Annotated in this window: 22 protein-coding genes and 1 tRNA gene; 13 read left to right on the top strand and 10 right to left on the bottom strand. The window is 33.3% G+C overall.

Annotated elements, in window-relative coordinates; translation table 11 throughout:
- Nucleotides 1–150: 150 nt before the first annotated feature.
- The 3 genes from K6T82_RS23240 to rny all read left to right on the top strand — a co-directional run bounded on the left by K6T82_RS23240 (nucleotide 151) and on the right by rny (nucleotide 2,508).
- Nucleotides 151–441, top strand: a complete 291-nt coding sequence (locus K6T82_RS23240; RefSeq protein ID WP_223711293.1) for a hypothetical protein — start codon at nucleotides 151–153, stop codon at nucleotides 439–441.
- A 4-nt stretch (nucleotides 442–445) separates the two neighbouring features.
- Nucleotides 446–739: a cell division protein ZapA gene (locus tag K6T82_RS23235; RefSeq protein ID WP_091497311.1), complete on the top strand. Its 294-nt coding sequence runs from the start codon at nucleotides 446–448 to the stop codon at nucleotides 737–739.
- Between the two features lie 209 nt (nucleotides 740–948).
- Entirely contained in the window at nucleotides 949–2,508 is a 1,560-nt protein-coding gene (rny, locus tag K6T82_RS23230) for a ribonuclease Y (RefSeq protein WP_223711290.1), read from the top strand.
- A gap of 71 nt (nucleotides 2,509–2,579) precedes the next feature.
- Here the strand turns inward: rny and K6T82_RS23225 are convergent, their stop codons facing one another.
- The 4 genes from K6T82_RS23225 to K6T82_RS23210 all read right to left on the bottom strand — a co-directional run bounded on the left by K6T82_RS23225 (nucleotide 2,580) and on the right by K6T82_RS23210 (nucleotide 6,531).
- Nucleotides 2,580–4,028, bottom strand: a complete 1,449-nt coding sequence (locus K6T82_RS23225; protein ID WP_223711288.1) for a PAS domain-containing sensor histidine kinase — start codon at nucleotides 4,026–4,028, stop codon at nucleotides 2,580–2,582.
- A 222-nt stretch (nucleotides 4,029–4,250) separates the two neighbouring features.
- A complete protein-coding gene (xerD, locus tag K6T82_RS23220) occupies nucleotides 4,251–5,147 on the bottom strand; it encodes a site-specific tyrosine recombinase XerD (protein WP_223711285.1) in 897 nt (298 codons plus the stop codon).
- Between the two features lie 78 nt (nucleotides 5,148–5,225).
- The gene (locus tag K6T82_RS23215) at nucleotides 5,226–5,807 is read right to left on the bottom strand and encodes a porin family protein (protein WP_223711283.1); all 582 of its coding nucleotides are present in this window, start codon (nucleotides 5,805–5,807) and stop codon (nucleotides 5,226–5,228) included.
- A gap of 202 nt (nucleotides 5,808–6,009) precedes the next feature.
- Nucleotides 6,010–6,531 (bottom strand): porin family protein, encoded by a 522-nt coding sequence (locus K6T82_RS23210; RefSeq protein WP_223711281.1) that lies wholly within the window; start codon nucleotides 6,529–6,531, stop codon nucleotides 6,010–6,012.
- A 283-nt stretch (nucleotides 6,532–6,814) separates the two neighbouring features.
- Between K6T82_RS23210 and K6T82_RS23205 the strand changes: the two genes are divergently transcribed.
- The 3 genes from K6T82_RS23205 (at nucleotide 6,815) to K6T82_RS23195 (ending at nucleotide 10,566) form a co-directional block, all read left to right on the top strand.
- Nucleotides 6,815–7,375: a porin family protein gene (locus K6T82_RS23205; protein ID WP_223711279.1), complete on the top strand. Its 561-nt coding sequence runs from the start codon at nucleotides 6,815–6,817 to the stop codon at nucleotides 7,373–7,375.
- A gap of 122 nt (nucleotides 7,376–7,497) precedes the next feature.
- Entirely contained in the window at nucleotides 7,498–7,911 is a 414-nt protein-coding gene (gene aroQ / locus K6T82_RS23200; protein ID WP_125722683.1) for a type II 3-dehydroquinate dehydratase, read from the top strand.
- Nucleotides 7,912–8,076: 165 nt separating this feature from the next.
- A complete protein-coding gene (locus K6T82_RS23195; protein WP_223711276.1) occupies nucleotides 8,077–10,566 on the top strand; it encodes a DUF5686 and carboxypeptidase regulatory-like domain-containing protein in 2,490 nt (829 codons plus the stop codon).
- Between the two features lie 286 nt (nucleotides 10,567–10,852).
- On the opposite strand, the gene K6T82_RS23190 is transcribed toward K6T82_RS23195, so the two are convergent.
- The 4 genes from K6T82_RS23190 to K6T82_RS23175 all read right to left on the bottom strand — a co-directional run bounded on the left by K6T82_RS23190 (nucleotide 10,853) and on the right by K6T82_RS23175 (nucleotide 14,344).
- A complete protein-coding gene (locus K6T82_RS23190) occupies nucleotides 10,853–11,731 on the bottom strand; it encodes a cation diffusion facilitator family transporter (RefSeq protein ID WP_223711274.1) in 879 nt (292 codons plus the stop codon).
- A 172-nt stretch (nucleotides 11,732–11,903) separates the two neighbouring features.
- On the bottom strand, nucleotides 11,904–13,217 hold the full coding sequence (gene murA, locus K6T82_RS23185) for a UDP-N-acetylglucosamine 1-carboxyvinyltransferase (RefSeq protein ID WP_223711272.1): 1,314 nt from the start codon (nucleotides 13,215–13,217) through the stop codon (nucleotides 11,904–11,906).
- A 100-nt stretch (nucleotides 13,218–13,317) separates the two neighbouring features.
- Complete coding sequence (locus tag K6T82_RS23180) at nucleotides 13,318–14,043, bottom strand: DUF4290 domain-containing protein (protein ID WP_223711270.1); 726 nt, start codon at nucleotides 14,041–14,043, stop codon at nucleotides 13,318–13,320.
- A 4-nt stretch (nucleotides 14,044–14,047) separates the two neighbouring features.
- The gene (locus K6T82_RS23175) at nucleotides 14,048–14,344 is read right to left on the bottom strand and encodes a DUF493 family protein (protein WP_035649758.1); all 297 of its coding nucleotides are present in this window, start codon (nucleotides 14,342–14,344) and stop codon (nucleotides 14,048–14,050) included.
- Nucleotides 14,345–14,607: 263 nt separating this feature from the next.
- Between K6T82_RS23175 and K6T82_RS23170 the strand changes: the two genes are divergently transcribed.
- The 6 genes from K6T82_RS23170 (at nucleotide 14,608) to K6T82_RS23145 (ending at nucleotide 20,641) form a co-directional block, all read left to right on the top strand.
- Nucleotides 14,608–15,525 (top strand): carboxylesterase family protein, encoded by a 918-nt coding sequence (locus K6T82_RS23170; RefSeq protein WP_223711268.1) that lies wholly within the window; start codon nucleotides 14,608–14,610, stop codon nucleotides 15,523–15,525.
- Nucleotides 15,526–16,056: 531 nt separating this feature from the next.
- The gene (locus tag K6T82_RS23165) at nucleotides 16,057–16,590 is read left to right on the top strand and encodes an AAA family ATPase (RefSeq protein WP_223711266.1); all 534 of its coding nucleotides are present in this window, start codon (nucleotides 16,057–16,059) and stop codon (nucleotides 16,588–16,590) included.
- A 66-nt stretch (nucleotides 16,591–16,656) separates the two neighbouring features.
- Nucleotides 16,657–18,552 carry a RecQ family ATP-dependent DNA helicase gene (locus K6T82_RS23160; protein WP_223711263.1) on the top strand — a complete coding sequence of 632 codons (1,896 nt, stop codon included), beginning with the start codon at nucleotides 16,657–16,659 and terminating at the stop codon, nucleotides 18,550–18,552.
- Nucleotides 18,552–19,499: a methionyl-tRNA formyltransferase gene (gene fmt / locus K6T82_RS23155; RefSeq protein ID WP_223711262.1), complete on the top strand. Its 948-nt coding sequence runs from the start codon at nucleotides 18,552–18,554 to the stop codon at nucleotides 19,497–19,499. Before K6T82_RS23160 ends, fmt begins: the two co-directional genes overlap by 1 nt.
- Before the next feature lie 180 nt (nucleotides 19,500–19,679).
- Nucleotides 19,680–19,952 (top strand): HU family DNA-binding protein, encoded by a 273-nt coding sequence (locus K6T82_RS23150; RefSeq protein WP_223711259.1) that lies wholly within the window; start codon nucleotides 19,680–19,682, stop codon nucleotides 19,950–19,952.
- Nucleotides 19,953–20,080: 128 nt separating this feature from the next.
- A complete protein-coding gene (locus K6T82_RS23145) occupies nucleotides 20,081–20,641 on the top strand; it encodes a YqgE/AlgH family protein (RefSeq protein WP_223711257.1) in 561 nt (186 codons plus the stop codon).
- Here K6T82_RS23145 and K6T82_RS23140 read toward each other — a convergent pair.
- Both K6T82_RS23140 and K6T82_RS23135 read right to left on the bottom strand, forming a co-directional pair.
- Complete coding sequence (locus tag K6T82_RS23140; protein WP_223711254.1) at nucleotides 20,638–21,474, bottom strand: aminotransferase class IV; 837 nt, start codon at nucleotides 21,472–21,474, stop codon at nucleotides 20,638–20,640. The genes K6T82_RS23145 and K6T82_RS23140 overlap by 4 nt on opposite strands.
- 54 nt (nucleotides 21,475–21,528) lie before the next feature.
- The gene (locus K6T82_RS23135; protein ID WP_223711251.1) at nucleotides 21,529–21,921 is read right to left on the bottom strand and encodes an START-like domain-containing protein; all 393 of its coding nucleotides are present in this window, start codon (nucleotides 21,919–21,921) and stop codon (nucleotides 21,529–21,531) included.
- Nucleotides 21,922–22,071: 150 nt separating this feature from the next.
- Here K6T82_RS23135 and K6T82_RS23130 point away from each other — a divergent pair.
- Nucleotides 22,072–22,145 (top strand) — tRNA-Met (locus K6T82_RS23130).
- Nucleotides 22,146–22,266 lie beyond the last annotated feature (121 nt).

Raw genomic sequence — 22,266 nt, 5'->3', positions numbered from 1 at the left:
AAGAGCTTAAAACCGAGTAGAAATCCATAATAATACAATATCTTGAAATTCATCTATTTGTCTATTTTTAATGCAAAAAAATCGATAAAAAATTGCATTAATAAAAAGGAATACTAACTTTGTAGGATTAAGTAATGAATAGGATGTATAATGAGTGTAATTGCCGAAATAATTGATACTCTTGAATATAAAGTCGAAAAGCTTTTTGAAAAATCAAAAGGTCTGGAGAAAAACAATCAGGAATTACGATTAGAATTAGCCAAAGCTGCGCAAATTATCCAGAAACAATCTGAGGAAATTGAAGCTTTGAAAAAGCAAAATGAAACACTTAAGATTGCCAATTCGTTGCTCGGCAGCGACAATAACAAGAGAGAGACAAAGCTTAAAATAAATTCATTAATTCGCGAAATTGATTATTGTATAGCACAATTATCAGATTAATAATATGGACGGAAAGCTTAAAATAAAAATATCAATTGCCGACCGCGTTTACCCACTAACGGTTGAACCCGCTCAGGAAGAAGGACTTAGAAGTGCTTCTAAAAAAATTGATGCCATGATAAAGCAATTCGAAGAAAATTATGCCGTTCGCGACAAACAAGATGTACTGGCCATGTGCGCCCTGCAATTTGCATCGCAAGTGGAACAAAAACAAATTGATAACGCAATCGATGGAGAAGAGACTATCGAAAGAATTAAAAGATTAAACACGCTTTTAGATCAATATCTCGAAAATTAACGTTCTTTACAAGAAACTAAGATACTGCCTACATTAGTTCACAATTGGTAAACTCAACACTAACAATTTAGAATGAGCAAATCGTCGCTACTATAGTATGCCCTCCTTTTGGCTGGGAAACTTGAACAGTGAGTTAGCTCAAAACTTGTCTTTACGAGTTTATACAAGCAATTAATGTAGGCTTTTTTTATATATAAACCCTAACAAACATGGACATCATAACGATCATTATTGGTATTGTAGGTATCGCAGCAGGATTTGCGATAGCTAAAATTATCGAGAAAAGTAATATTTCAAACCTAATCAAAAACGCTAAAAAAGAAGCAGCTTCTATCTTAAAAGATGCTAATTTAGAAGCAGAAAATATCAAAAAAGATAAAATCCTTCAAGCAAAAGAGCGTTTTATCGAACTTAAATCAGAACACGAACAAGTAATTTTAGCAAGAGATAAAAAAGTTGCTGAAGTAGAAAAACGTGTGCGTGATAAAGAATCTCAAGTTTCTAACGAACTTTCTAAAGCCAAGAAAGTTAACGATGACTACGAAGCAAGAACAGCTGAATACGAAAACAAAATTGAAGTTTTAGATAAAAAACAAGCTGAAGTTGAAAAACTTCACAAAAGTCAATTACAACAATTAGAAGTTATTTCTGGTCTTTCTGCCGAAGAAGCAAAAGAGCAATTAGTTGAGGGCTTAAAAGCAGAGGCTAAAACCAAAGCGATGTCTCATATTCAAGAAACTATCGAAGAGGCAAAACTAACTGCACAGCAAGAAGCTAAAAAAATCATCATCAATACTATTCAAAGAGTTGGAACTGAAGAAGCGGTTGAAAACTGTGTTTCTGTTTTCAACATTGAGTCAGACGATGTAAAAGGACGTATTATTGGTCGTGAAGGACGTAACATTAGAGCTCTTGAAGCTGCAACTGGAGTTGAGATTATTGTAGACGATACACCAGAAGCAATTATTCTTTCTTGTTTCGATCCTGTTCGTAGAGAAATTGCACGTTTGTCTTTACACAAATTGGTAACAGATGGACGTATCCACCCAGCAAGAATTGAAGAAGTTGTTGCTAAAACAGCCAAACAAATTGATGACGAAATTATCGAAGTTGGAAAACGTACTGTGATCGACTTAGGAATTCATGGTTTACATCCAGAATTGATTAAAGTGGTTGGTAGAATGAAATACCGTTCTTCTTACGGACAAAACTTGTTACAACACTCAAGAGAAGTCTCTAAACTTTGCGGTATTATGGCTGCAGAATTAGGGCTAAACGTAAAACTAGCTAAAAGAGCTGGTTTATTGCACGATATCGGAAAAGTGCCAGATACAGAAAGTGATTTACCACACGCACTTTTAGGTATGCAGTGGGCTGAGAAATACGGAGAAAAAGAAGAAGTTTGCAACGCAATTGGAGCACACCACGACGAGATCGAAATGAAATCTTTATTATCTCCAATTATTCAGGTTTGTGATGCTATTTCTGGAGCAAGACCAGGAGCAAGACGCCAAGTGTTGGATTCTTACATTCAACGTTTAAAAGATTTGGAAGATGTAGCTTACGGATTCAGTGGTGTTAAAAACGCATATGCAATCCAAGCAGGTAGAGAACTTCGTGTAATTGTAGAAAGCGAAAAAGTTTCTGATGATAATGCAGCAAACTTATCTTTTGAAATTTCACAAAAAATTCAAACAGAAATGACTTATCCTGGACAAGTAAAAGTTACAGTTATTAGAGAAACTAGAGCTGTAAACATTGCTAAATAATCTTGGAAAACATAAATAAAAAAGAAAGGCTGTCAATCGGACAGCCTTTCTTTTTTTATATTAATTTACATTTACATATCATTAAAAACAATTTTAAAACTGGTACCTACACCAACTTCACTTTCCACCAAAACGGTTCCTTTCATCGCTTCAATTTGATTTCTGGTAATATACAAACCGATTCCACGTGCTTCCTCGTGTTTATGAAATGTTTTATACATTCCAAACAACAAATCACCATAAGTTTTCAAATCGATACCTAAACCATTATCTGTAATTTTTAGCGACTTATACCCTTCCGGCTCAATCGAAAAATCAAAAACAATAACAGGATCTCTCTCTGGGTGTGCATATTTTATCGCATTTGTGGTAAAATTCAATAAAACACTTTCCATATAAGCCGGATTAAAATTAATCGTCAAATATTTTGGAACGTTGTTTACAATCGTCACTTTACGCTGCTTATCATACCCCTTAATTGTCGAAATAGTTTTTTCTATATACTCACAAAGCATCAATGGAACCACAGCAATATTGATATTGCTCTGCGTTTTTACAATCTGTGTAAGATTTGAAATCGTTTCATTCAAATCATTTGAAACCGTTCTTAAATGCTCTAGCATTTCTGAGACGGTTTGCTTATTCACATCGGCATCAATAAAATCTAAAATCGATTTTATATTTCCTGCTTGTGTATTCAAATTATGCGAAACTATGTGCGAGAAATTCAACAAACGACTATTTTGATCGCTGTATAATTTCATTGTTTTTATAAGCTCCAGTTCTTTTTCTTTTTGAGCAGAAACATCGGTATGCGTACCAATTACTCGCAAAGGCTTTCCGTTCTCATCACGCTTAATTACTTTTCCACGATCTAGAATCCACTTATAATTACCGCTCGATGTCATGACACGATGGTAATTTTCATAATACGGAATCTTATTATCAAAATGTTCTTGGATATCAGAATAGTATTTTGGCAAATCGTCTGGATGCACAATTTTATCCCAGCGTTCTGGATCATCAAAAACATCAGTAGATTCTAATTCTAAAATTTTAAGCGACAAAGAAGAGTAAAAAACACTATTTGTAACCATATCCCAATCCCAGATACCAGCAGTTGATGCATCAAGTGCAAATTGAAAACGCTCTTCCGATATACGAAGCTTTTCTTCCTTGTCCTTCAACTCCGTAATATCCGAAACATGTCCGTAAAAAATCACTTTTCCTTCACTCGCCGACTCTGTTTTACAAGAAATTTTAAACCATCTCATTCCCTTTTTTGGCAAAATTGCTCTAAACTCAACTTCCCAAGGCTTGATTTCTTTCCTTGCCTTAACTAAGGACTGAAAAAAATGTTCGCGATCTTGAGGCAAGATTCGATCGTAAATCAGAAATTTTATATCATTGGTAAAATCTTTTGCAGTAAGCTCAAATATTTCGTCAGCTGATTTACTCACAAGGGGAAATGAATAATTATTATCAGCATCAATAATAAATTGAAAAAGTAGGTCAGGCATTTCGGCCAACAATTTTTTATAAAAATTATTTACCTCTAAGCAATCGTCATTCCCATATAAATCAAAAACCATATTATACTTTTTTATGTAAATAAAATTTCAAGAGTTTTTCTATGCCAAAAGAAAGAAAAATCACAACTTTATATAATTTTGTTTTTATTAAAACAAAATTTTAACACAATATATAAATTTTTGCAATAATACATATAAAATTGCTAAAAATTATTTTCTTGGATGAAAACTATGCATTACCTCTTTTAAAAAACTTCTATCTAAGTGAACATAAATCTCTGTGGTAGTGATTGATTCATGTCCTAACATCAGCTGGATTGATCTTAAGTCTGCACCATTTTCTAGCAAATGTGTAGCAAAAGAATGGCGTAATGTATGCGGACTTATACTTTTTTTCAATCCAATTTTTTGTGCAAGATCCTTTATTATCGTAAATATCATCGCGCGCGTTAATTGATTTCCCCTTCTATTTAAGAACAAAGTATCTTCTGCGCCTTTTTTTACATTTAAATGGGCACGAATTTCTTTTCTATAGATATCGATATATTTTTGCGTTAACGATCCAATTGGCACAAAACGTTCTTTGTTGCCTTTTCCGGTTATTTTAATAAACCCTTCATCAAAAAACAAATCTGAAATTTTGAGTGTAATAAGTTCCGAAACACGGAGTCCGCAGCCATATAAAGTTTCCAACATAGCACGATTTCGCTCTCCTTCGTTGGTACTTAAATCTATATTTTCAATTAAAGCGTCAATTTCCTGAAGAGAAAGTGTATCGGGTAATTTCCGACCCGTTTTTGGCGCTTCTATCAATTCTAGCGGATTGTCATTTCTATAATCTTCAAAAACTAGATAATTAAAAAAGCTTTTCAGTCCTGAAATAATACGTGCCTGAGATCTTGGGTTGACTTCTTTGGCAACAGCATAAATGAATTGCTGCAAGGTCTCATCGGCAATTTTTATTGGCGAAACATCGATTTGATTGGTTTCCAAAAAAAGACACAAACGTTCAATATCGAAGCCATAGTTTTCAATTGTATTTTTAGACAAACCACGTTCTATCCTCAAATACGACTGATAATCTTTTATATACCTACTCCAATTCATAGCTGCAAAGTAAGTGATTTTTTGGTATAAAAAAACCTTCCATTTTCATGGAAGGTTTATTCTATTTTAAAATCCTGATTAGAATTTATAGGCTAGAGAAAGTTGTAAATTACTATTTTTAGCACTATCATAATAATCATCTGTGTTATCGATATCTCTATCAGAAAGAGGAGATAAACCTATTGTATAACGAAGACCAACTGAAAGATTGTCTGTAAAACTATATCCAGCTCCAATATTAAATCCGAAATCTACAGATCTTGTAAAATCCTTAATATCTTCACCCTCAGCTTTAGCAGACAATAAAACTCCTAATTGCGGACCAGCCTCAACATTAAATTTTTTATCAACTATGTAGTACTTCGCCACAACAGGAATGTTCAAATAATTTAATTTAAGTGTAGCATCACCTCCAAAATCACTATCAACTTTAGTTCCTTGAGCTGAAAATAAAAGCTCTGGTTGAATATAAAACTTTTCAACTATGTGAATTTCAGCTAAACCTCCAACATGAAATCCTATGAGTGATTTAGTATTATCCACATCTCCTCCAACTACTGTTGAAATATTAAGACCTCCTTTTACTCCAAACCTTGTTTCCTGAGCATTTGAAAATGCAAAAGCCATCATTGCAATGGCAGATAAAATTATTTTTTTCATTCTAATTTGTTTAGGGTTAAAAATTAATTAAATCAAATATAAAAATATTCTTCATAAAAACTAATTTGGAATTTAACAAATAAAGTAGTAATAAGTACATAAATTGTTAAATCATAATCAATTGCCTTAAAATTTGGTAAACAAATAAAAAAGCCTTCCTCAAAAAGAGAAAGGCCTTTAAAAAACTAACTAAATGTTTTTCTTAGAAATGTAATGCAAAGCCAATATTAAATTGGAAAATATCTTTCGAATAATCTTCATTCATAGAAATGTTGTAACGCAAACCTGGCTCAATTGATATATTTTTACCTACAAACCAAGCATAACCACCTTGTAAACCAATGAAAGATGGATTTTCATCAGCATCTTTAACACTTGCTCCAGTGTAAGAAGCTTCTAAAGGAAATTTATTTAATAAATAGTATTTCGCTCCCACTTTGTAAGAGAATGCATTAACACTATGTCCAAAATCACTGTAACCTAAACCAGCTTTAACAGCTAAATTATCAGCTACAAAGTAGCCCCCTTCAGCACCTAAACCCCATGCTGTTTCTCCATCAGAAGATGCTAAGTGGAAGCTTGTATTCGCTAAAGATTCAATGCCATCACCAACACCAAAACCAGTATTAGCTTCAATTAACCATTTTCCTTTTGCTGTTTGTTCTTGCGCATTTGCAAAACCAAAAGTCATTACTGCGATAGCAGCTAAAACAATTTTTTTCATGATTCAAATTTTAAATTAATCCAATCAAAACTAAGATTAGACTTACAAAATACAATACACAGTAAGCCAAAAAAGTATTAAAATAAGACAGAAAAAAGTCACTAAAAATCATCCTGATAATCAGAACGATAATAGAGATTTCCGGCTCTGAAAACCCAAAATTTCACATTTGAGTGGGAATTTTATTAATTATTTAATCGAAAACATAATGCAATAAAATGCTAAATATGTAGTTTTGAACTTTAGATAACATTTAAAATACCAAATTTTAAAAAACCTATTTATGAAAAAAATACTTTTAGCAGCTGTTTTGTTCATGGCAACATCAGCAGCAATGCAAGCGCAATTATTAAAAATCGGGGTTAAAGCAGGGGTTAACTTTGCTAATCAGACTGGAGATGCAAGTCTTGATGGAATCGACTACAGCAAAGACGGAATCACAAGCTACCACGCAGGTTTAGTTGCAGAAGTAAAATTATTAGAAAAATTCTCTATCCAACCTGAGCTTTTGTACTCTACACAAGGTGCTTCTTACAAAAATGCTTTTGGTGAATTCAAAAATGAATTAGGATATTTATCTATTCCTGTAATGGCAAAAATCTATTTGACTAAATCATTTAGTTTAGAAGTTGGTCCACAAGCCTCTTTCTTACTAAGCGAGAAAAATGATTTTGATGTTAAAAATGCTGAAACATTTGACTTTGGTTTAAATGCAGGTCTAGGTTTAAAACTTACTGAAAGCATCTTTCTTCAAGGACGTTACGGATTTGGTCTAACTGAAGCTTCTAAAAATGCTGATATCAAAAACTCAGTATTCCAAATTTCAGCTGGATTCATGTTCTAAAAGAATATCACATACTTTTACAAAAACCGCTCTATTTATTAGTGCGGTTTTTTTATTTTTACAAATCAATGACAATGTCAAAATTTAATTGGAATGTCAATAATAATCACAAACAAGTAAACATGAAAATCTGCATTATCAACGGACCAAATTTGAATCTTTTAGGAAAAAGAGAACCCGAAGTTTATGGAAGTCAAACCTTTGAAGATTATTTTGAAACGTTGAAACAAAAATTTCCTAACGTTGAACTTTCTTACTATCAAAGTAATATTGAAGGTGAATTAATTGGTAAAATTCAAGAATGCGGTTTTACGTTTGATGGAATCATCTTAAACGCAGGGGCATACACGCACACTTCCATTGGTTTGGGAGACGCAATGAAAGCGGTTACAACTCCTGTTATCGAAGTTCACATTTCTAATACTTATGCTCGCGAAAGCTTTAGACATCAATCTTATTTATCTGGAAATGCCAAAGGTGTTATTTTAGGCTTCGGACTTAAAAGCTACGAATTGGCAATTCAGTCTTTTCTATAAAAAAGCTATTGAATGAAGTCGAAGGGAAAATGTGCTTCGACTTCAGCTTAGCTTGACAAATCAAATTTGTAAAAATCAGTCTTTTTAGTCTCTCATACAATTTAACAAATTATTAATAAGCTCAGATTTAACTTATTATATTTTTGTAAGATATACCACCCTTTCATGAGAAACTTTACTTTAATTGCCTTTCTATTATTTTCGATTTCAAACTTTGCCCAAATCAAAGGAACTATAACAGATGACAAAGGAAATCCACTTCCTTTTGTATCGGTTTTTGAAGAAAACACTTATGCTGGAACAACCTCAAACGAGCAAGGAAAGTATCAATTGAATATAAAAGAAATTGGTAAAAACAAAATCGTTTTTCAATATCTGGGTTTTAAAACTCAAAAAATCAAAGTTGGTTCAGATTCCAAAACCATCACTTTAGATGTAAAACTTCAGGAAGAAAGCTTTGCGCTAAACGAGGTAGTTATTGATCCCAAAAATAATCCCGCAAATGCGATTATCAAAAGTGCAATTGCAAATAAAAAGGAAAACTCATATAAAACTGGACGCTATACAGCCGATTTTTATTCGAAAGGTATGTTCAAAGTGAAAGATCTTCCTAAAAAAATTCTTGGTCAGAAAGTAGATTTAGGTCCAGATATGGCTTCCAACTTAGATTCAACCGGAACTGGAATTCTATACTTGTCGGAGACTATTTCGAAAGTCACTTTTCAGAAACCAGATAAATTGAAGGAAAAAATTATTGCTTCGAAAATTTCAGGAAACAATCGTGGTTATAGCTACAATACCGCAGCTTTATCTACTTATGACTTCTATGACAACACTTTAGATTTTGATGTTAGAATGATTTCTCCAATCGCAGACAATGCTTTCAGCTATTACAAATATAAATTAGAAAGCACTTTTTACGACGATAATAATCAACAAGTGAATAAGATTAAAGTCATTCCAAGACGCGACAAGGAACCTGTCTTTGAAGGCTATATCTATATTGTCGATGATAGTTTTGCCATTTATGCCATAGATTTAGACATAAAAGGTTACAGAATGAAAAATGAATTTACTGAAACAATGAACCTAAAACAAAGCTTCAGTTACAATTCTAAGAATAAAATATGGTCTAAAAATGCACAAACCCTTTCGTTTAATGCTGGATTATTTGGAATAAAGTTTTCCGGAAATTTCAATTATGTTTATTCCAATTATGAATTTCCATATTCTTTCGAGAAGAAAACTTTTGGAAACGAAATCGTTGCTTTTGAAGCAAATGCAAACAAAAAAGATGATTCTTTCTGGAATGAAATTCGTCCGATTCCGTTAACGATTGAGGAACAAAACGATTACAATAAAAAGGATAGCCTTCAAACCATCAGAAAATCCAGAAAATATACCGATTCGATAGATGCTAAAAACAATAAATTTAAAGTTTGGGATATTGCAATGGGTTATGATTATAGAAACACATTCGAAAAATATTCTTTTGAGTATAAAGGCTTGTTGAATATTTCTTCTTTAAGTTTTAATACCGTTCAGGGGTTTAATTTCGATTCTGGTTTTTCTTTTAGAAAATGGGATGATGAAAAAGGGAAAGAAACTTTTATAAGCACTACTTTCAATTATGGTTTTTCAGATGAACGTTTTCGTGCGATCGGAGAATTCAGTCATCGTTTCAACAACATCAACAATGCCACTATTTGGGGATCTGGAGGAACAAAAACAGCACAATTTAACAGTGCTGAACCTATTACCAAATTGGTCAATTCGATAAGTTCTTTGTTTTTCAAGGATAATTATATGAAACTGTACAATTTAGAATTTGCGCAAATCAATTACGGACAAGATATCGCAAACGGAATTAATTTGACTGGAAGAATTGGCTACGAACAACGAAAACCACTTTTCAATACGACTGATTATTCTTTCTTTAAAAAAGATGATCTTTATTCGTCAAACAATCCTTTGGCTCCAAATGATTTTACAACTCCTGCCTTCGATCAGCATCATTTATTTAAAGCGCTTATTACAACAAGAATTAATTTTGGAAACAAATATATTTCAAGACCAGACGGAAGATATAATTTCAAAAACGATAAATATCCAACCATTTATTTAGCTTTCGAAAAAGCATTCGCAGCAAGTGAAAAGAAATATGAGTTTGAAAGAATTGGCGCCTCTGTTCAGTACGATTTATCTCTAAACAACAAAGGAGTTCTCGGAACTAATTTCAGAGCAGGAAAGTTCTTTAATGCAGAGAATATCTCTTTTATAGATTACAGACATTTTAATGGAAACCAAACCCATATTGGCACAAGTAGTCGTTATCTGAATGTTTTTAATTTAATGCCTTACTACACAAACAGCACTAATGACAGCTATTTTGAATTGCATTCTGAATACAATGACACTGGTTTTATAATGAATAAAATTCCGCTTTTAAATCTTTTAAAATCAACTCTTAACCTAGGATTTCACTCCTTAGCCATTCCAGATAGAAAACCTTATTCTGAATTTACTGTTGGTTTGGACAATCTTGGTTTTGGAAAATTCAAATTATTCCGTGTTGACTATGTACATTCTTATCAAAGTGGTATTCAGCAAAATGGAGTTGTATTTGGGGTGAAGATTTTGAATGTTTTAGATTAGGGGGACAAAGTAACAGAGTAACAGAGGGACAAAGCAACAAAGTAACAAAGAGACAAAGTTATTGCTACCTTAAAAAAACCGCTCAAATCTTTATGTCTGGTTTCACGCAGATTTTACAGATTTAAGCGGATTTTTTTTTGATTCTCTTTGCGTGGGCTTCGACTTCGCTCAGCCTGACAAAATATAGTTTCAACAGAAAGAAACCTTAGCTTCTTAGCACCTCAGGACCTTTGTCCCTCTGTCCCTCTGTTCCTTTGTCCCTTTGTTACTTTGTCCCTTTGAACCACTAACAATGATAATCATCTGGCTCAATATGAATCAGGACATTTCCTAATTGCGGAATTTCTTCTTTTAATTTATCTTGTAATTTATGAGACAAATCATGTCCTTCTTTAACTGAAATTTTAGCTGAAACAATTGCATGAAGGTCTACGTGATAACGCATTCCCGCTTTTCTGATGTAACATTTTTCAGTTCCTAGAATTCCTGGTACTGTTAAAGCAACAACACGAATTTCTTCCACCAAATCATCATTAAGATTTTCATCCATGATTTCGCCAAGTGCAGGTCTGAAGATTTTATAACTGTTGTACAAAATGAAAAAAGCTGCAAAAAGTGCCGCCCAATCATCAGCAGATTCGTAACCTTTTCCCATTACCAGTGCAACCGTAATTCCGATAAACGCTGCAACAGAAGTAATTGCATCGCTACGATGATGCCAAGCATCTGCCGCAAGAGAAGAACTATTTGTTTGTCGGCTTCTTTTCATCACCAAACGGAATGAATATTCTTTCCAGATAATAATGGCTCCTAAAACATATAATGTCCAAGATTTTGGCAAATCATGCGAAGTTCCAATATTGGCAATACTTTCGTAACCAATAATAGTTGCAGAAGTAATTAAAAATCCGACAACCAAAAATGTAATTAAAGGTTCTGCACGACCGTGACCGTAAGGATGATTTTCATCTGCCGGTTTATTCGAATATTTAATTCCGAATAAAACCAAAAATGACGAAAATATATCAGTTGTTGACTCAATCGCATCGGCAATCAAGGCATAAGAATTGCCAAAAAAACCTGCTAAGCCTTTTACAAGGGCTAAGCAGGTGTTTCCGACTATACTAAAGATAGTAGCTTTTATAGCTTTTTGTTCGTTTGTCATTCAAACTATTTTTTTTCGCCACGAATTTCACAAATTACACGAAGATTAGCTTTGTGTTTTATTACTCAAATTTTTAAAATAAATTCGTGTAATTGAATTTCAAATTTAAAAATTAGTGTAATTCATGAATTGCTTCGCCTGTTCGCTATCGCTCGGGTCGTGGCTAACTTTTTTATGCTCTTACGATTTTAGCGCCAATTGCTCTTAAACGTTCATCGATATGCTCGTATCCACGGTCGATTTGTTCAATATTCTGAATTGTACTTGTACCTTTTGCAGAAAGCGCTGCAATCAATAATGAAATTCCCGCACGAATATCAGGAGAAGACATTGTAGTTGCTTTCAATTGAGATTCGAAATTATGTCCCATAACCACAGCTCTGTGCGGGTCACATAACATGATTTTTGCTCCCATATCAATTAGTTTATCCACGAAGAATAAACGGCTTTCGAACATTTTTTGATGAATTAAAACGTCTCCTTTTGCTTGTGTTGCCACAACTAAAACGATACTTAACAAGTCAGGTGTAAATCCTGGCCATGGTGCATCGGCAATAGTTAAGATAGAACCGTCGATATCTGTTTTTACTTCATATCCGTCTTTATGAGCAGGAATGTAAATATCATCGTTACGTTTTTCGATTGTAATACCTAGTTTTCTGAAAGTATTTGGAATCAAACCTAAATTTTCCCAACTAACATTTTTGATTGTGATTTCGCTTTTTGTCATAGCCGCAAGACCAATCCAAGAACCGATTTCAATCATATCAGGAAGAATTCTGTGCTCGCATCCTCCAAGGCTTTCAACACCTTCGATAGTCAATAAGTTAGAACCAACTCCAGTGATTTTTGCTCCCATAGAGTTTAGCATTTTACATAACTGTTGTAAGTAAGGCTCGCAAGCAGCGTTGTAAACTGTAGTTGTTCCTTTTGCTAAAACCGCAGCCATTACAATGTTTGCAGTTCCGGTTACAGATGCCTCGTCTAAAAGCATATCTGTTCCCTGAAGTCCTTCTGCTGGAGATTCTACTCCATAAAAGTGATCTTCTCTGTTGTATCTAAACTTTGCTCCAAGGTTAATAAAACCTTCAAAGTGTGTATCTAATCTACGACGACCGATTTTATCTCCTCCTGGTTTTGGAATGTATCCTTTTCCGAAACGAGCCAAAAGCGGACCAACAATCATAATAGAACCACGAAGCGCTCCACCTTCTTTTTTGAAAGCTTCAGTTTCTAAATAACCTACATTAACTTCATCAGCTTGAAAAGTAATCGAACCTGGCTCATTACGCTGAATCTTCACCCCTAAATTACCCAACAAAGTGATTAATTTATTGATGTCTATAATATCAGGAATGTTATTAATTTTTACTTTCTCTCCTGTTAGAAGCACGGCACATAAAATTTGTAACGCCTCATTTTTTGCTCCTTGCGGAGTGATTTCTCCTTTTAAAGGAGTTCCTCCTTCGATTTTAAAAATTCCCATAGATCTTTTTTAGGTTCTTTCAAAGTTTCTAAGATTCTGAGATCCTAAGATTCTAAGTATAAACTCAGCAACTTAGTAGCTTAGCAACTTAGCAGCTTTTTTATTTCTGATTATTATTTTTTTGAAACGTCTTTTTCTGACCGCCTTTATTATTATTGTTTTTGTTATTCTGATTTTTTGGCTGTACACCAGAAGCTGTTTTATTAGACATACGCTTGTTGGTACGCATTAAATCTGTTGTATTTAGCAGTTCTTCTGTGCTTTGCAATAAATTAATTTTGCCTCCAGACAATTCATACAAATGCTCAAAAATTACATCGTCTTTTACAGTGTCTTTGTTCCAGCTTAAGAAAGATTTTTTCATATGATTGGCAATAACCATTACCAATGCATTTTTCATTTCGCCTTCTTCCCATTTATTAGCAACATCAATCATATATTTGATGTTGTTTCCATAAAATCTATATTTTGGAAAGTTTTGTGGATATTGCAAAGCATCCGGTTTCAACTCCAGAACTTCTCTTGACGGAATCGGATAAGGCGATTCTACATTCAGTTTGAAATCAGACATGATAAAAAGCTGATCCCAAAGTTTATGCTGAAAATCTGGTACATCACGCAAATGCGGATTCAGACTTCCCATAACCTGAATGATATATTTCGCTGCTTTATTGCGCGTTTCATCATCTTCGATTGCGGTTGCCTGATCAATCAATTTTTGTAAATGACGACCATATTCGGGAATAATTAAGCGTTGTCTCTCGGAATTATATTCCAGATTGTAAACAACATCGCTTGCGGCTTCTCTTTTATATTTTTCGATCATAAGTCTATAATGAAACTATACCTTCTATTGTAGAAACTTCTTTGTATTTACTGATGACATCATCTGAGCTGTGCATGGTAACATCTACAGACACACTGGTAAATTTACCTGTTTTTGATTTTGTTGTTTTAATAACCGCTCCCATTCTGTCAAAAGCTTTTTCGACACGCTCTACATTATCTGCTACAGATGGCACAATGAATTTATACAAGTATTCTGCTGGCCAAGTATTTGCGTTATCAAGCTCCAATTTCAATCTTTCGTAAAATTCGGCTGTATTTTTTTCTTTATCGTTCTCCATTCGTAATTAAAAATAAACGCAAATATACGGTTTTGATTTCAGATTTCAGATTTTAGATTTTAGATTTTTTGACTCTAAAAATCAGGGTGTTTTTTTGCCACAAATTCCACTAATTAACACAAATTATTCAATCCTAAAATTCAATTTCATCAATTTTAAGTAACTTGGCAAATCAAAAAAATAAAAATTAGCGAAAATTCGTGGAATTTGTGGCAAAAAAACTTTGCGACTCCGCGACTTTGCGAGATTAAAAACACAATACAATGAAAAAAATCTTCTTCTTACTTTTTACATTTTTCACTTTTTACAATAGCAACGCACAAGAAGTCAAAACGCTGACTTATTTTCAAAACGACACTTTAAAACTAGATTTAGATTTATATCTACCAAAGAAAAAAGCAGGAGAAAAAATCCCTTTGATTATGTTCGCTTTTGGCGGAGGTTTTTCTGGCGGAGAGCGTACAAGCGAAAAAGACTTCGGTTTATTCATGGCTAAAAATGGCTATGCGGTTGCGAGTATTTCGTATAGTTTATACATGAAAGGAAAAGATTTTGGCTGTAAAGGAACTTTAACCGAAAAAATAAAAGCGATTCAAATTGGCGTGAGCGATATGTGGCAAGCGACAGCTTTCATGATTGAAAATGCCGACAAATACAATCTTGACACTTCAAAATTCTTTATTTCTGGTATTAGTGCTGGCGCTGAAATTGGTTTCCAAGCTTCTTTTTGGGATTATAAATTAATGAATTTATACAAAAGCAATCTTCCAGAAAACTTCAAATACAAAGGTTTCATTGGAGGTTCGGGAGCTATTCAGGATATTAATTTGATTACGAAAGAAAAAGCGATTCCTATGTTATTGGCTCACGGAAATAATGATGATACTGTTCCGTACGCGGCTGGTTCGCATCGTTCTTGTCCAACAAATGCTTCTGGCTGGCTGATTCTTTTTGGTTCTTATGCCGTTTACAATCAAATGCAAGATTTATATAAGGACATTGAATTGATTACTTTCTGTGGTGGCGGACATGAATTTTCAGGCTACCTTTTTCATGAAGGGAAACAATATGTTTTGGATTTTGTGAATGATGTTTTGAATGGTAAAAAGTTTCACTCGCATTTGATTGTTCCTTCTAATAAAAAAGGAAAGAATTCTGGGAAGTATTTGTTTTGTGAGTAATTTTTTTGGCTAAAGCCGAAATTCTATACATTCAAAAATCCCGTTGGTTAAAACCAACGGCAATTCAAATAAATTTATTTGGGAATATCTTTTTTGATTTATCATTTTAAAAAATGCTCCAGCGGAGCAAAATATTTATAGCAAATTCAATTTAACACAATCAAAAGCTCCAGCGGAGCGACACATATAAATTATCATTTCAACTGGACTGAAGTCCAGCCCTACAATATCCTGAGAGCCTCTGACTCTTTTTTCCAGTTCCGAAGGAACAACATATATTGTAGAGCTGGACTTCAGTCCAGTTCAACGCAATGTTTATCGAATACCTACAAGGTTTTGAAAACCTTGCAGGAGTCGTCTATTAGAAATAATTCCGATTTGAGGAGATATCTTTTATAATGTTTTTTATCCCAAAAGACAGTACCGAAAGTAGTAACTCTCTTTATCAAAATATCAAATCTTTCGTTTCTAATAAATATTCTTTTTAATTATAAATAAGTTTAGGTAAATTTGCGCTTTATTTTTAGAATAGTGCAAAAAGAAATTATAGTCTTGCTTGGCGGACCTGGTACTGGAAAATCAACACTTATTAACGAATTGGTAGCTCGTGGCTTTTGCTGCTATCCTGAAATATCCAGACAGGTTACCATGAAAGCGCAGCAAGAAGGTATCGAACAATTGTTTTTAGAACAACCTCTTTTGTTTAGTCAAATGTTACTAGAGGGACGTATTGAACAATACAAAAACGCTCTTGAAGAACCAGATAATGTGGTTTTTATTGACCGAGGAATTCCAGATGTCGTAGCTTATATGGACTATATCGGAGACGAATATCCGGAAGGTTTTGTTCAAGCTTGTGAAGATTACAAATACACTAAAACTTTTATTCTACCGCCTTGGGAAGAAATTTACCAAAGTGATTCTGAACGCTATGAAAATTTTGAGCAGGCTGTTAAAATTCAGGAACATCTTATTGAGACCTATAAAAAATATGGTTACGAACTGATTGAAGTTCCAAAAGATACAGTTGAAAACAGAATTCTTTATATCTTAGACAAAATTTAGCGACATGGTTTAAAGTTGTAAAACTAGAAACTGTTTTTCTAAATTTTTAACTTTAAAACTTACGCAATGCTCGGAGCGCAGGATATTCTTCTAAAATACTGGAAACACGACAGTTTTAGACCGTTGCAAAAAGAAATCATCGATTCTGTTCTTGAAGGACAGGACACTTTTGCCGTACTCCCGACAGGAGGCGGAAAATCGATCTGTTTCCAAGTACCCGCAATGATGCAGGAAGGAATTTGTCTCGTTATTTCACCTTTGATTGCCTTAATGAAAGACCAGGTGATGAATCTTCAAAAACGAGACATTAAAGCCATCGCACTTACTGGCGGAATTCATACCGAAGAATTAATTGATCTTTTAGATAATTGCCAATACGGAAATTACAAATTCTTATATCTATCGCCAGAAAGATTACAATCTGATTGGATTTTGGAACGTATTAAAAACCTACCTATCAATTTAATTGCGGTTGACGAAGCACATTGTGTTTCGCAATGGGGACACGATTTTAGACCTGCGTATCTTAAAATTTCAGAACTGAAAAAGTATTTTCCGAAAATTCCTTTTTTAGCTTTGACAGCAACGGCAACTCCAAGAGTTATTGAAGATATTAGAACACAACTAGAATTAAAAAATCCGAAACATTTTCAACAATCATTTGAGCGAAAAAATATCGCCTATATGGTTTTTGAGGTAGAAGATAAATTATATAGAACCGAACAAATTTTAAAAAAGAACCCGCAACCTTCCATCATTTACGTACGCAATCGTAAAGCGTGTTTGAACATTTCTTCGCAATTACAATCTTTAGGTTTTACTGCAACATATTATCACGGCGGACTTTCTTCAAAAGAAAAAGACAAAAACATGCAATTGTGGATGTCTGAGCAGGCACAAGTTATTGTTGCTACGAATGCCTTTGGAATGGGAATCGACAAGGACAATGTAAAAACGGTTATTCATACACAGCTTCCGGAAAACTTAGAAAATTACTATCAGGAATCTGGACGTGCTGGACGAAATGGAGCAAAAGCTTTTTCCGTTTTGCTTTATAATAATTCTGACGCAATTCAGACCGAAGAGCAGTTTTTGAATATTCTTCCAGATAAAAAATTCTTAAAAACAGTATACAACAAATTGTGCAATTATTTCCAGATTGCCTACGGCGAAGGACTGGATGAATCGTTTTCTTTTAAAATGAATCATTTTTGCAACAAATATGATTTTCCAACTTTAAAAACGTACAATGCTTTACAGTTTTTGAATCAGCAGGGAATCATTACAATGTCTCAGGAATTTTCAGAAAAAATCAATATTCAGTTTTTAATTGAATCCAAAGAAGTGATTCGGTACATGAGTCTTAATCCTAATGATGAAGAGATTATTTTGGCCATTTTAAGAACTTATCCTGGCGTTTATGAAGTAAAATCAAATTTGAATCTAGGTTTAATTGCAAAAAAATCAAATCGAACAGAAGAACAAATTATTGCTCTTTTAGAAAAACTGAAAGAAAAAGAAATCATTGAATATAAATCTAAAAACAACGACGCTACTATATTGTTCAACGAAGTTCGAGAAGATGATCATACTATAAATAGAGTTTCGAAATATTTAGAAAAACAAAACCTGGTAAAAAAAGAACAACTTTTATCTGTTTTACACTATATAAAAGACACCAAATCTTGCAAAAACAGATTGGTGTTGGATTATTTTGGAGAAGAAACCAAAGAAAACTGTGGCATTTGTTCCTACTGCATAACACAAAAAGGAAAAATAACCGAAGCCGATTCGATTGCCGATAAAATCCTTTCGTTGCTAAAAACAGCCTCTTTAACTTCCAGAGAAATTGAAAACCAAATAAAAATGGATACCAAAGACATTATTTCGGTTCTTCAAGAATTACTCGAAAACAATCATATTACCATACAAGCGAATAATAAATACACTTTAAAATCATAATGGAGAAATTGAGAATTATATTTATGGGAACGCCAGAATTTGCCGTGGGCATTTTGGACACCATTATTAAAAATAACTATGAAGTTGTCGGCGTAATTACTGCTGCAGACAAACCAGCTGGGCGCGGACAAAAAATAAAATATTCGGCAGTAAAAGAATACGCACTTGCCAACAATCTTACTTTATTACAGCCAACCAATTTAAAAGACGAAAATTTCTTAGCAGAATTAAAAGCTTTAAATGCCAATTTACAAATTGTAGTTGCTTTTAGAATGTTGCCAAAAGTAGTTTGGGAAATGCCTGCTTTAGGAACATTCAACTTACATGCTTCTTTATTGCCCAACTATAGAGGTGCTGCCCCTATCAATTGGGCCATCATTAATGGAGAAACCAAAACTGGTGTCACTACATTTTTTATTGATGATAAAATTGATACCGGTGCAATGATTTTAAATTCTGAAATCAATATAGAACCAGAAGAAACTGCTGGACAACTGCACGATCGTTTAATGCATTTAGGAAGCTCGACTGTAATTGATACTTTAAAAGTCATTGAAAAAGGAAATGTGAAGACAACCATTCAGGAAGACAATGCCGAAATTAAAACAGCTTATAAATTAAACAAAGAAAACTGCAAAATCGACTGGAGCAAATCGGGAGTAGAAATCAATAATTTGATTCGCGGTTTGAGTCCATATCCTGCATCTTGGTGTTTCTTAAAGGATCAGAATGAAGAATTAAATATAAAAATCTACGAAGCAAAACTAGTCTCAGAATCACATTCTTATGAGACAGGAAAGTTAATTAGTAATAAAAAAGAAATCAAGATTGCAATAAAAGAGGGCTTTATTCAGTTATTAAGTCTACAATTTCCAGGAAAAAAGAGAATGCTTGCCTCCGAATTATTAAATGGAGTTAGCTTTTCGGACGCTGCAAAAGTGTATTAAGGTCAGTAAAACAAGGGTTTATACGTAAGTAAAATCGATGAACAACACGCTTTATGAACAAAAAAAGCAAGTTATTAACAATTTTTGCTAAAATTAAAGAAAACACTTGCACGCAACGGATTTCCTACTAAATTTGTGTATTAACAATTTTTTTTAACCAACAATTAATAACTAATTATTATGAACAAATCAGAATTAATCGATGCTATCGCTGCTGATGCAGGAATCACAAAAGCTGCGGCGAAATTAGCTTTAGAGTCATTTTTAGGTAATGTAGGAACTACTTTGAAAAAAGGCGGAAGAGTTTCATTAGTAGGATTTGGATCTTGGTCAGTTTCAAACAGAGCTGCTAGAGATGGTAGAAACCCACAAACAGGAAAAACTATTAAGATTGCAGCTAAAAACGTTGTAAAATTCAAAGCTGGAGCTGAATTAGAAGGTGCAGTGAACTAAGTAAGAAAGTTCTCTAAACTTATAATATAATTAAAACCTTCCTCATGGAAGGTTTTTTTATGCGGTTTAACGATTTTTTTTGTGATTTTAATTTTTTTATGATTAAATTTAATAAAAATTGTAACCGTATGATTTCAGAAAAATTAAAAAAAGGACACCTGCTTATTGCCGAGCCTTCAATAATTGGAGATTTATCTTTTAACAGATCGGTAATTTTATTAGCAGACCATAACAAAGAAGGATCAATAGGTTTTATTATCAATAAGCCATTAAAATACACCATTAGTGACTTAATACCGGAGATTGATGCCAACTTTAAGATATATAACGGAGGCCCTGTAGAACAAGACAACCTTTATTTTATTCACAACATTCCAGATTTAATTCCAAACAGTGTAGAGATTTCTAACGGAATTTACTGGGGAGGCGATTTTGAGTCGACAAAAGACTTAATAAACAGTGGAGCTATTAGCAAAAACAACATTCGCTTTTTCTTAGGCTACACAGGTTGGGACGAAAATCAGCTTGAAAATGAAATGCAGGGAAACTCTTGGATCATTGCTGATAATAATTACAAAAACAAAATTATCGGAAAATCTACTACCCACTTTTGGAAAGAGCAGATTATTGAGCTTGGCGGTGATTATCTAATTTGGTCTAACGCACCTGAAAATCCATATCTGAATTAATTTTCAGAAATGGATTCATTTAGTTTCTGTACTAATAAATGAGCCAGATTTGTTGTAAAATCCTTTTTTCGATATTTAGTTATCGGCTGTATGCCCGTGATTACATTGGTCAGGAATAATTCGTCTGCTTTTTGAAGATCAAATGGCGAAATTATTTCTTCAGACACCTCTATGCCTTCTATTTTCTTAGCTAAAGCTAAAATCTGCTTACGCATAATTCCGTTTAAAGCTCCTTCTGAAACTGGAGGCGTAACGAGTTTTTTTCCAACAACCATAAAAAGATTTCCCTGAAGTGCTTCTACCACATTTTTGCTGTCATTTAGCAAAATACAATTAGCTAAATCATTTTCATGGGCATAGATACTACCAGTAATATTAATCATCTTATTAGTTGTTTTAAGAGACGATAATAATTGTTTGGTCACATAGAAGTCTTTATACAAATCTACTTCATATTCTTTTGTATTTAAGGAGTAAGAAGTATTGCCAAGCACAATAGCATTAATTAAAAAAGAGATATCATTGCTTTTTGGAAGATAAAGACCACCATCATTTCTAAAAACAGTTATTCTGGCTCTCGCTGAAGATGCAATATTTAATTTGTTTACCAAATTAAGAATTTGTTCTTCAAAATATTCCATTGTAAAATTCATTGGAATCTGCATTCTAACCACACGCATCGAAGCCATTAATCTAAAGTAATGATCTTCTAGGAACAAAATTTTTCCGTTGATAATTTTTACTGTTTCGAATATTCCGTCACCGTATAAAAAAGCACGATTTTGAGTTAATATATTCTCTTCCTGCCCGATGTTACCGTTAAAATTAATCATAAAAAAACCCTGAATTTTGTTCAGGGCAAATATAAGGTATAAAATAGAATTTTACTAAACTGATCCTATAAGATGTTTTAAATCTGAAATTTGATTCTCCCACAATTGTTTAGCCTCTCCTACTTCCTCTTTATCAGCAAAATCGACAACCATTAATGAAACATCTTTAGTCAACTCATCAACTAAAATATGCAATTCGAAAAAATATTCTGTATCCTTACTACTTTCATCTACCCATTTGAATTTTACTTTTTCTCCGGATTTTTTAGAAGCAAGACGTGCTTTTTCTTGTGAATCATTCCAAATGAAAGTAAAAAACTCACCTCTAGAATTAACATTGTCAGCAAACCATTCTTGTAAACCTGACGGCGTTGATATATATTGATACAATAATTGCGGCGAAGAATTGATCGGAAACTCGATTTCGTAACGTATTTTTGAATCCATGTGCTACTTTTAATTTTTTCGAAATATAAGAATATATGTCCAAAAACAATGCGTTTTTAAAAATATTTTTTTTTCTTCACTTTATGCTTGTATGCTTTAATATTATTTCTATCTTTGCACCCGCAATCAGGAATTCATGATAGCAGTCCAGGCGAGGTAGCTCAGTTGGTTAGAGCGCAGGATTCATAACCCTGAGGTCACGGGTTCAACTCCCGTCCTCGCTACAAGGTAAAAACACCACTTTTTATAAAGTGGTGTTTTTTTTTTTCTTAAAACAATTTGACAAAATGGAAGAATTTGTAGTTTATATTTTGTTCTCTGAAAAATTCAATAAAAATTATACTG

Source organism: Flavobacterium potami (assembly GCF_020026915.1).
Lineage (GTDB): Bacteria > Bacteroidota > Bacteroidia > Flavobacteriales > Flavobacteriaceae > Flavobacterium > Flavobacterium potami.
Note: the sequence above shows the minus strand (reverse complement) of the source record. Positions and strands in the feature narration are given on the sequence as shown.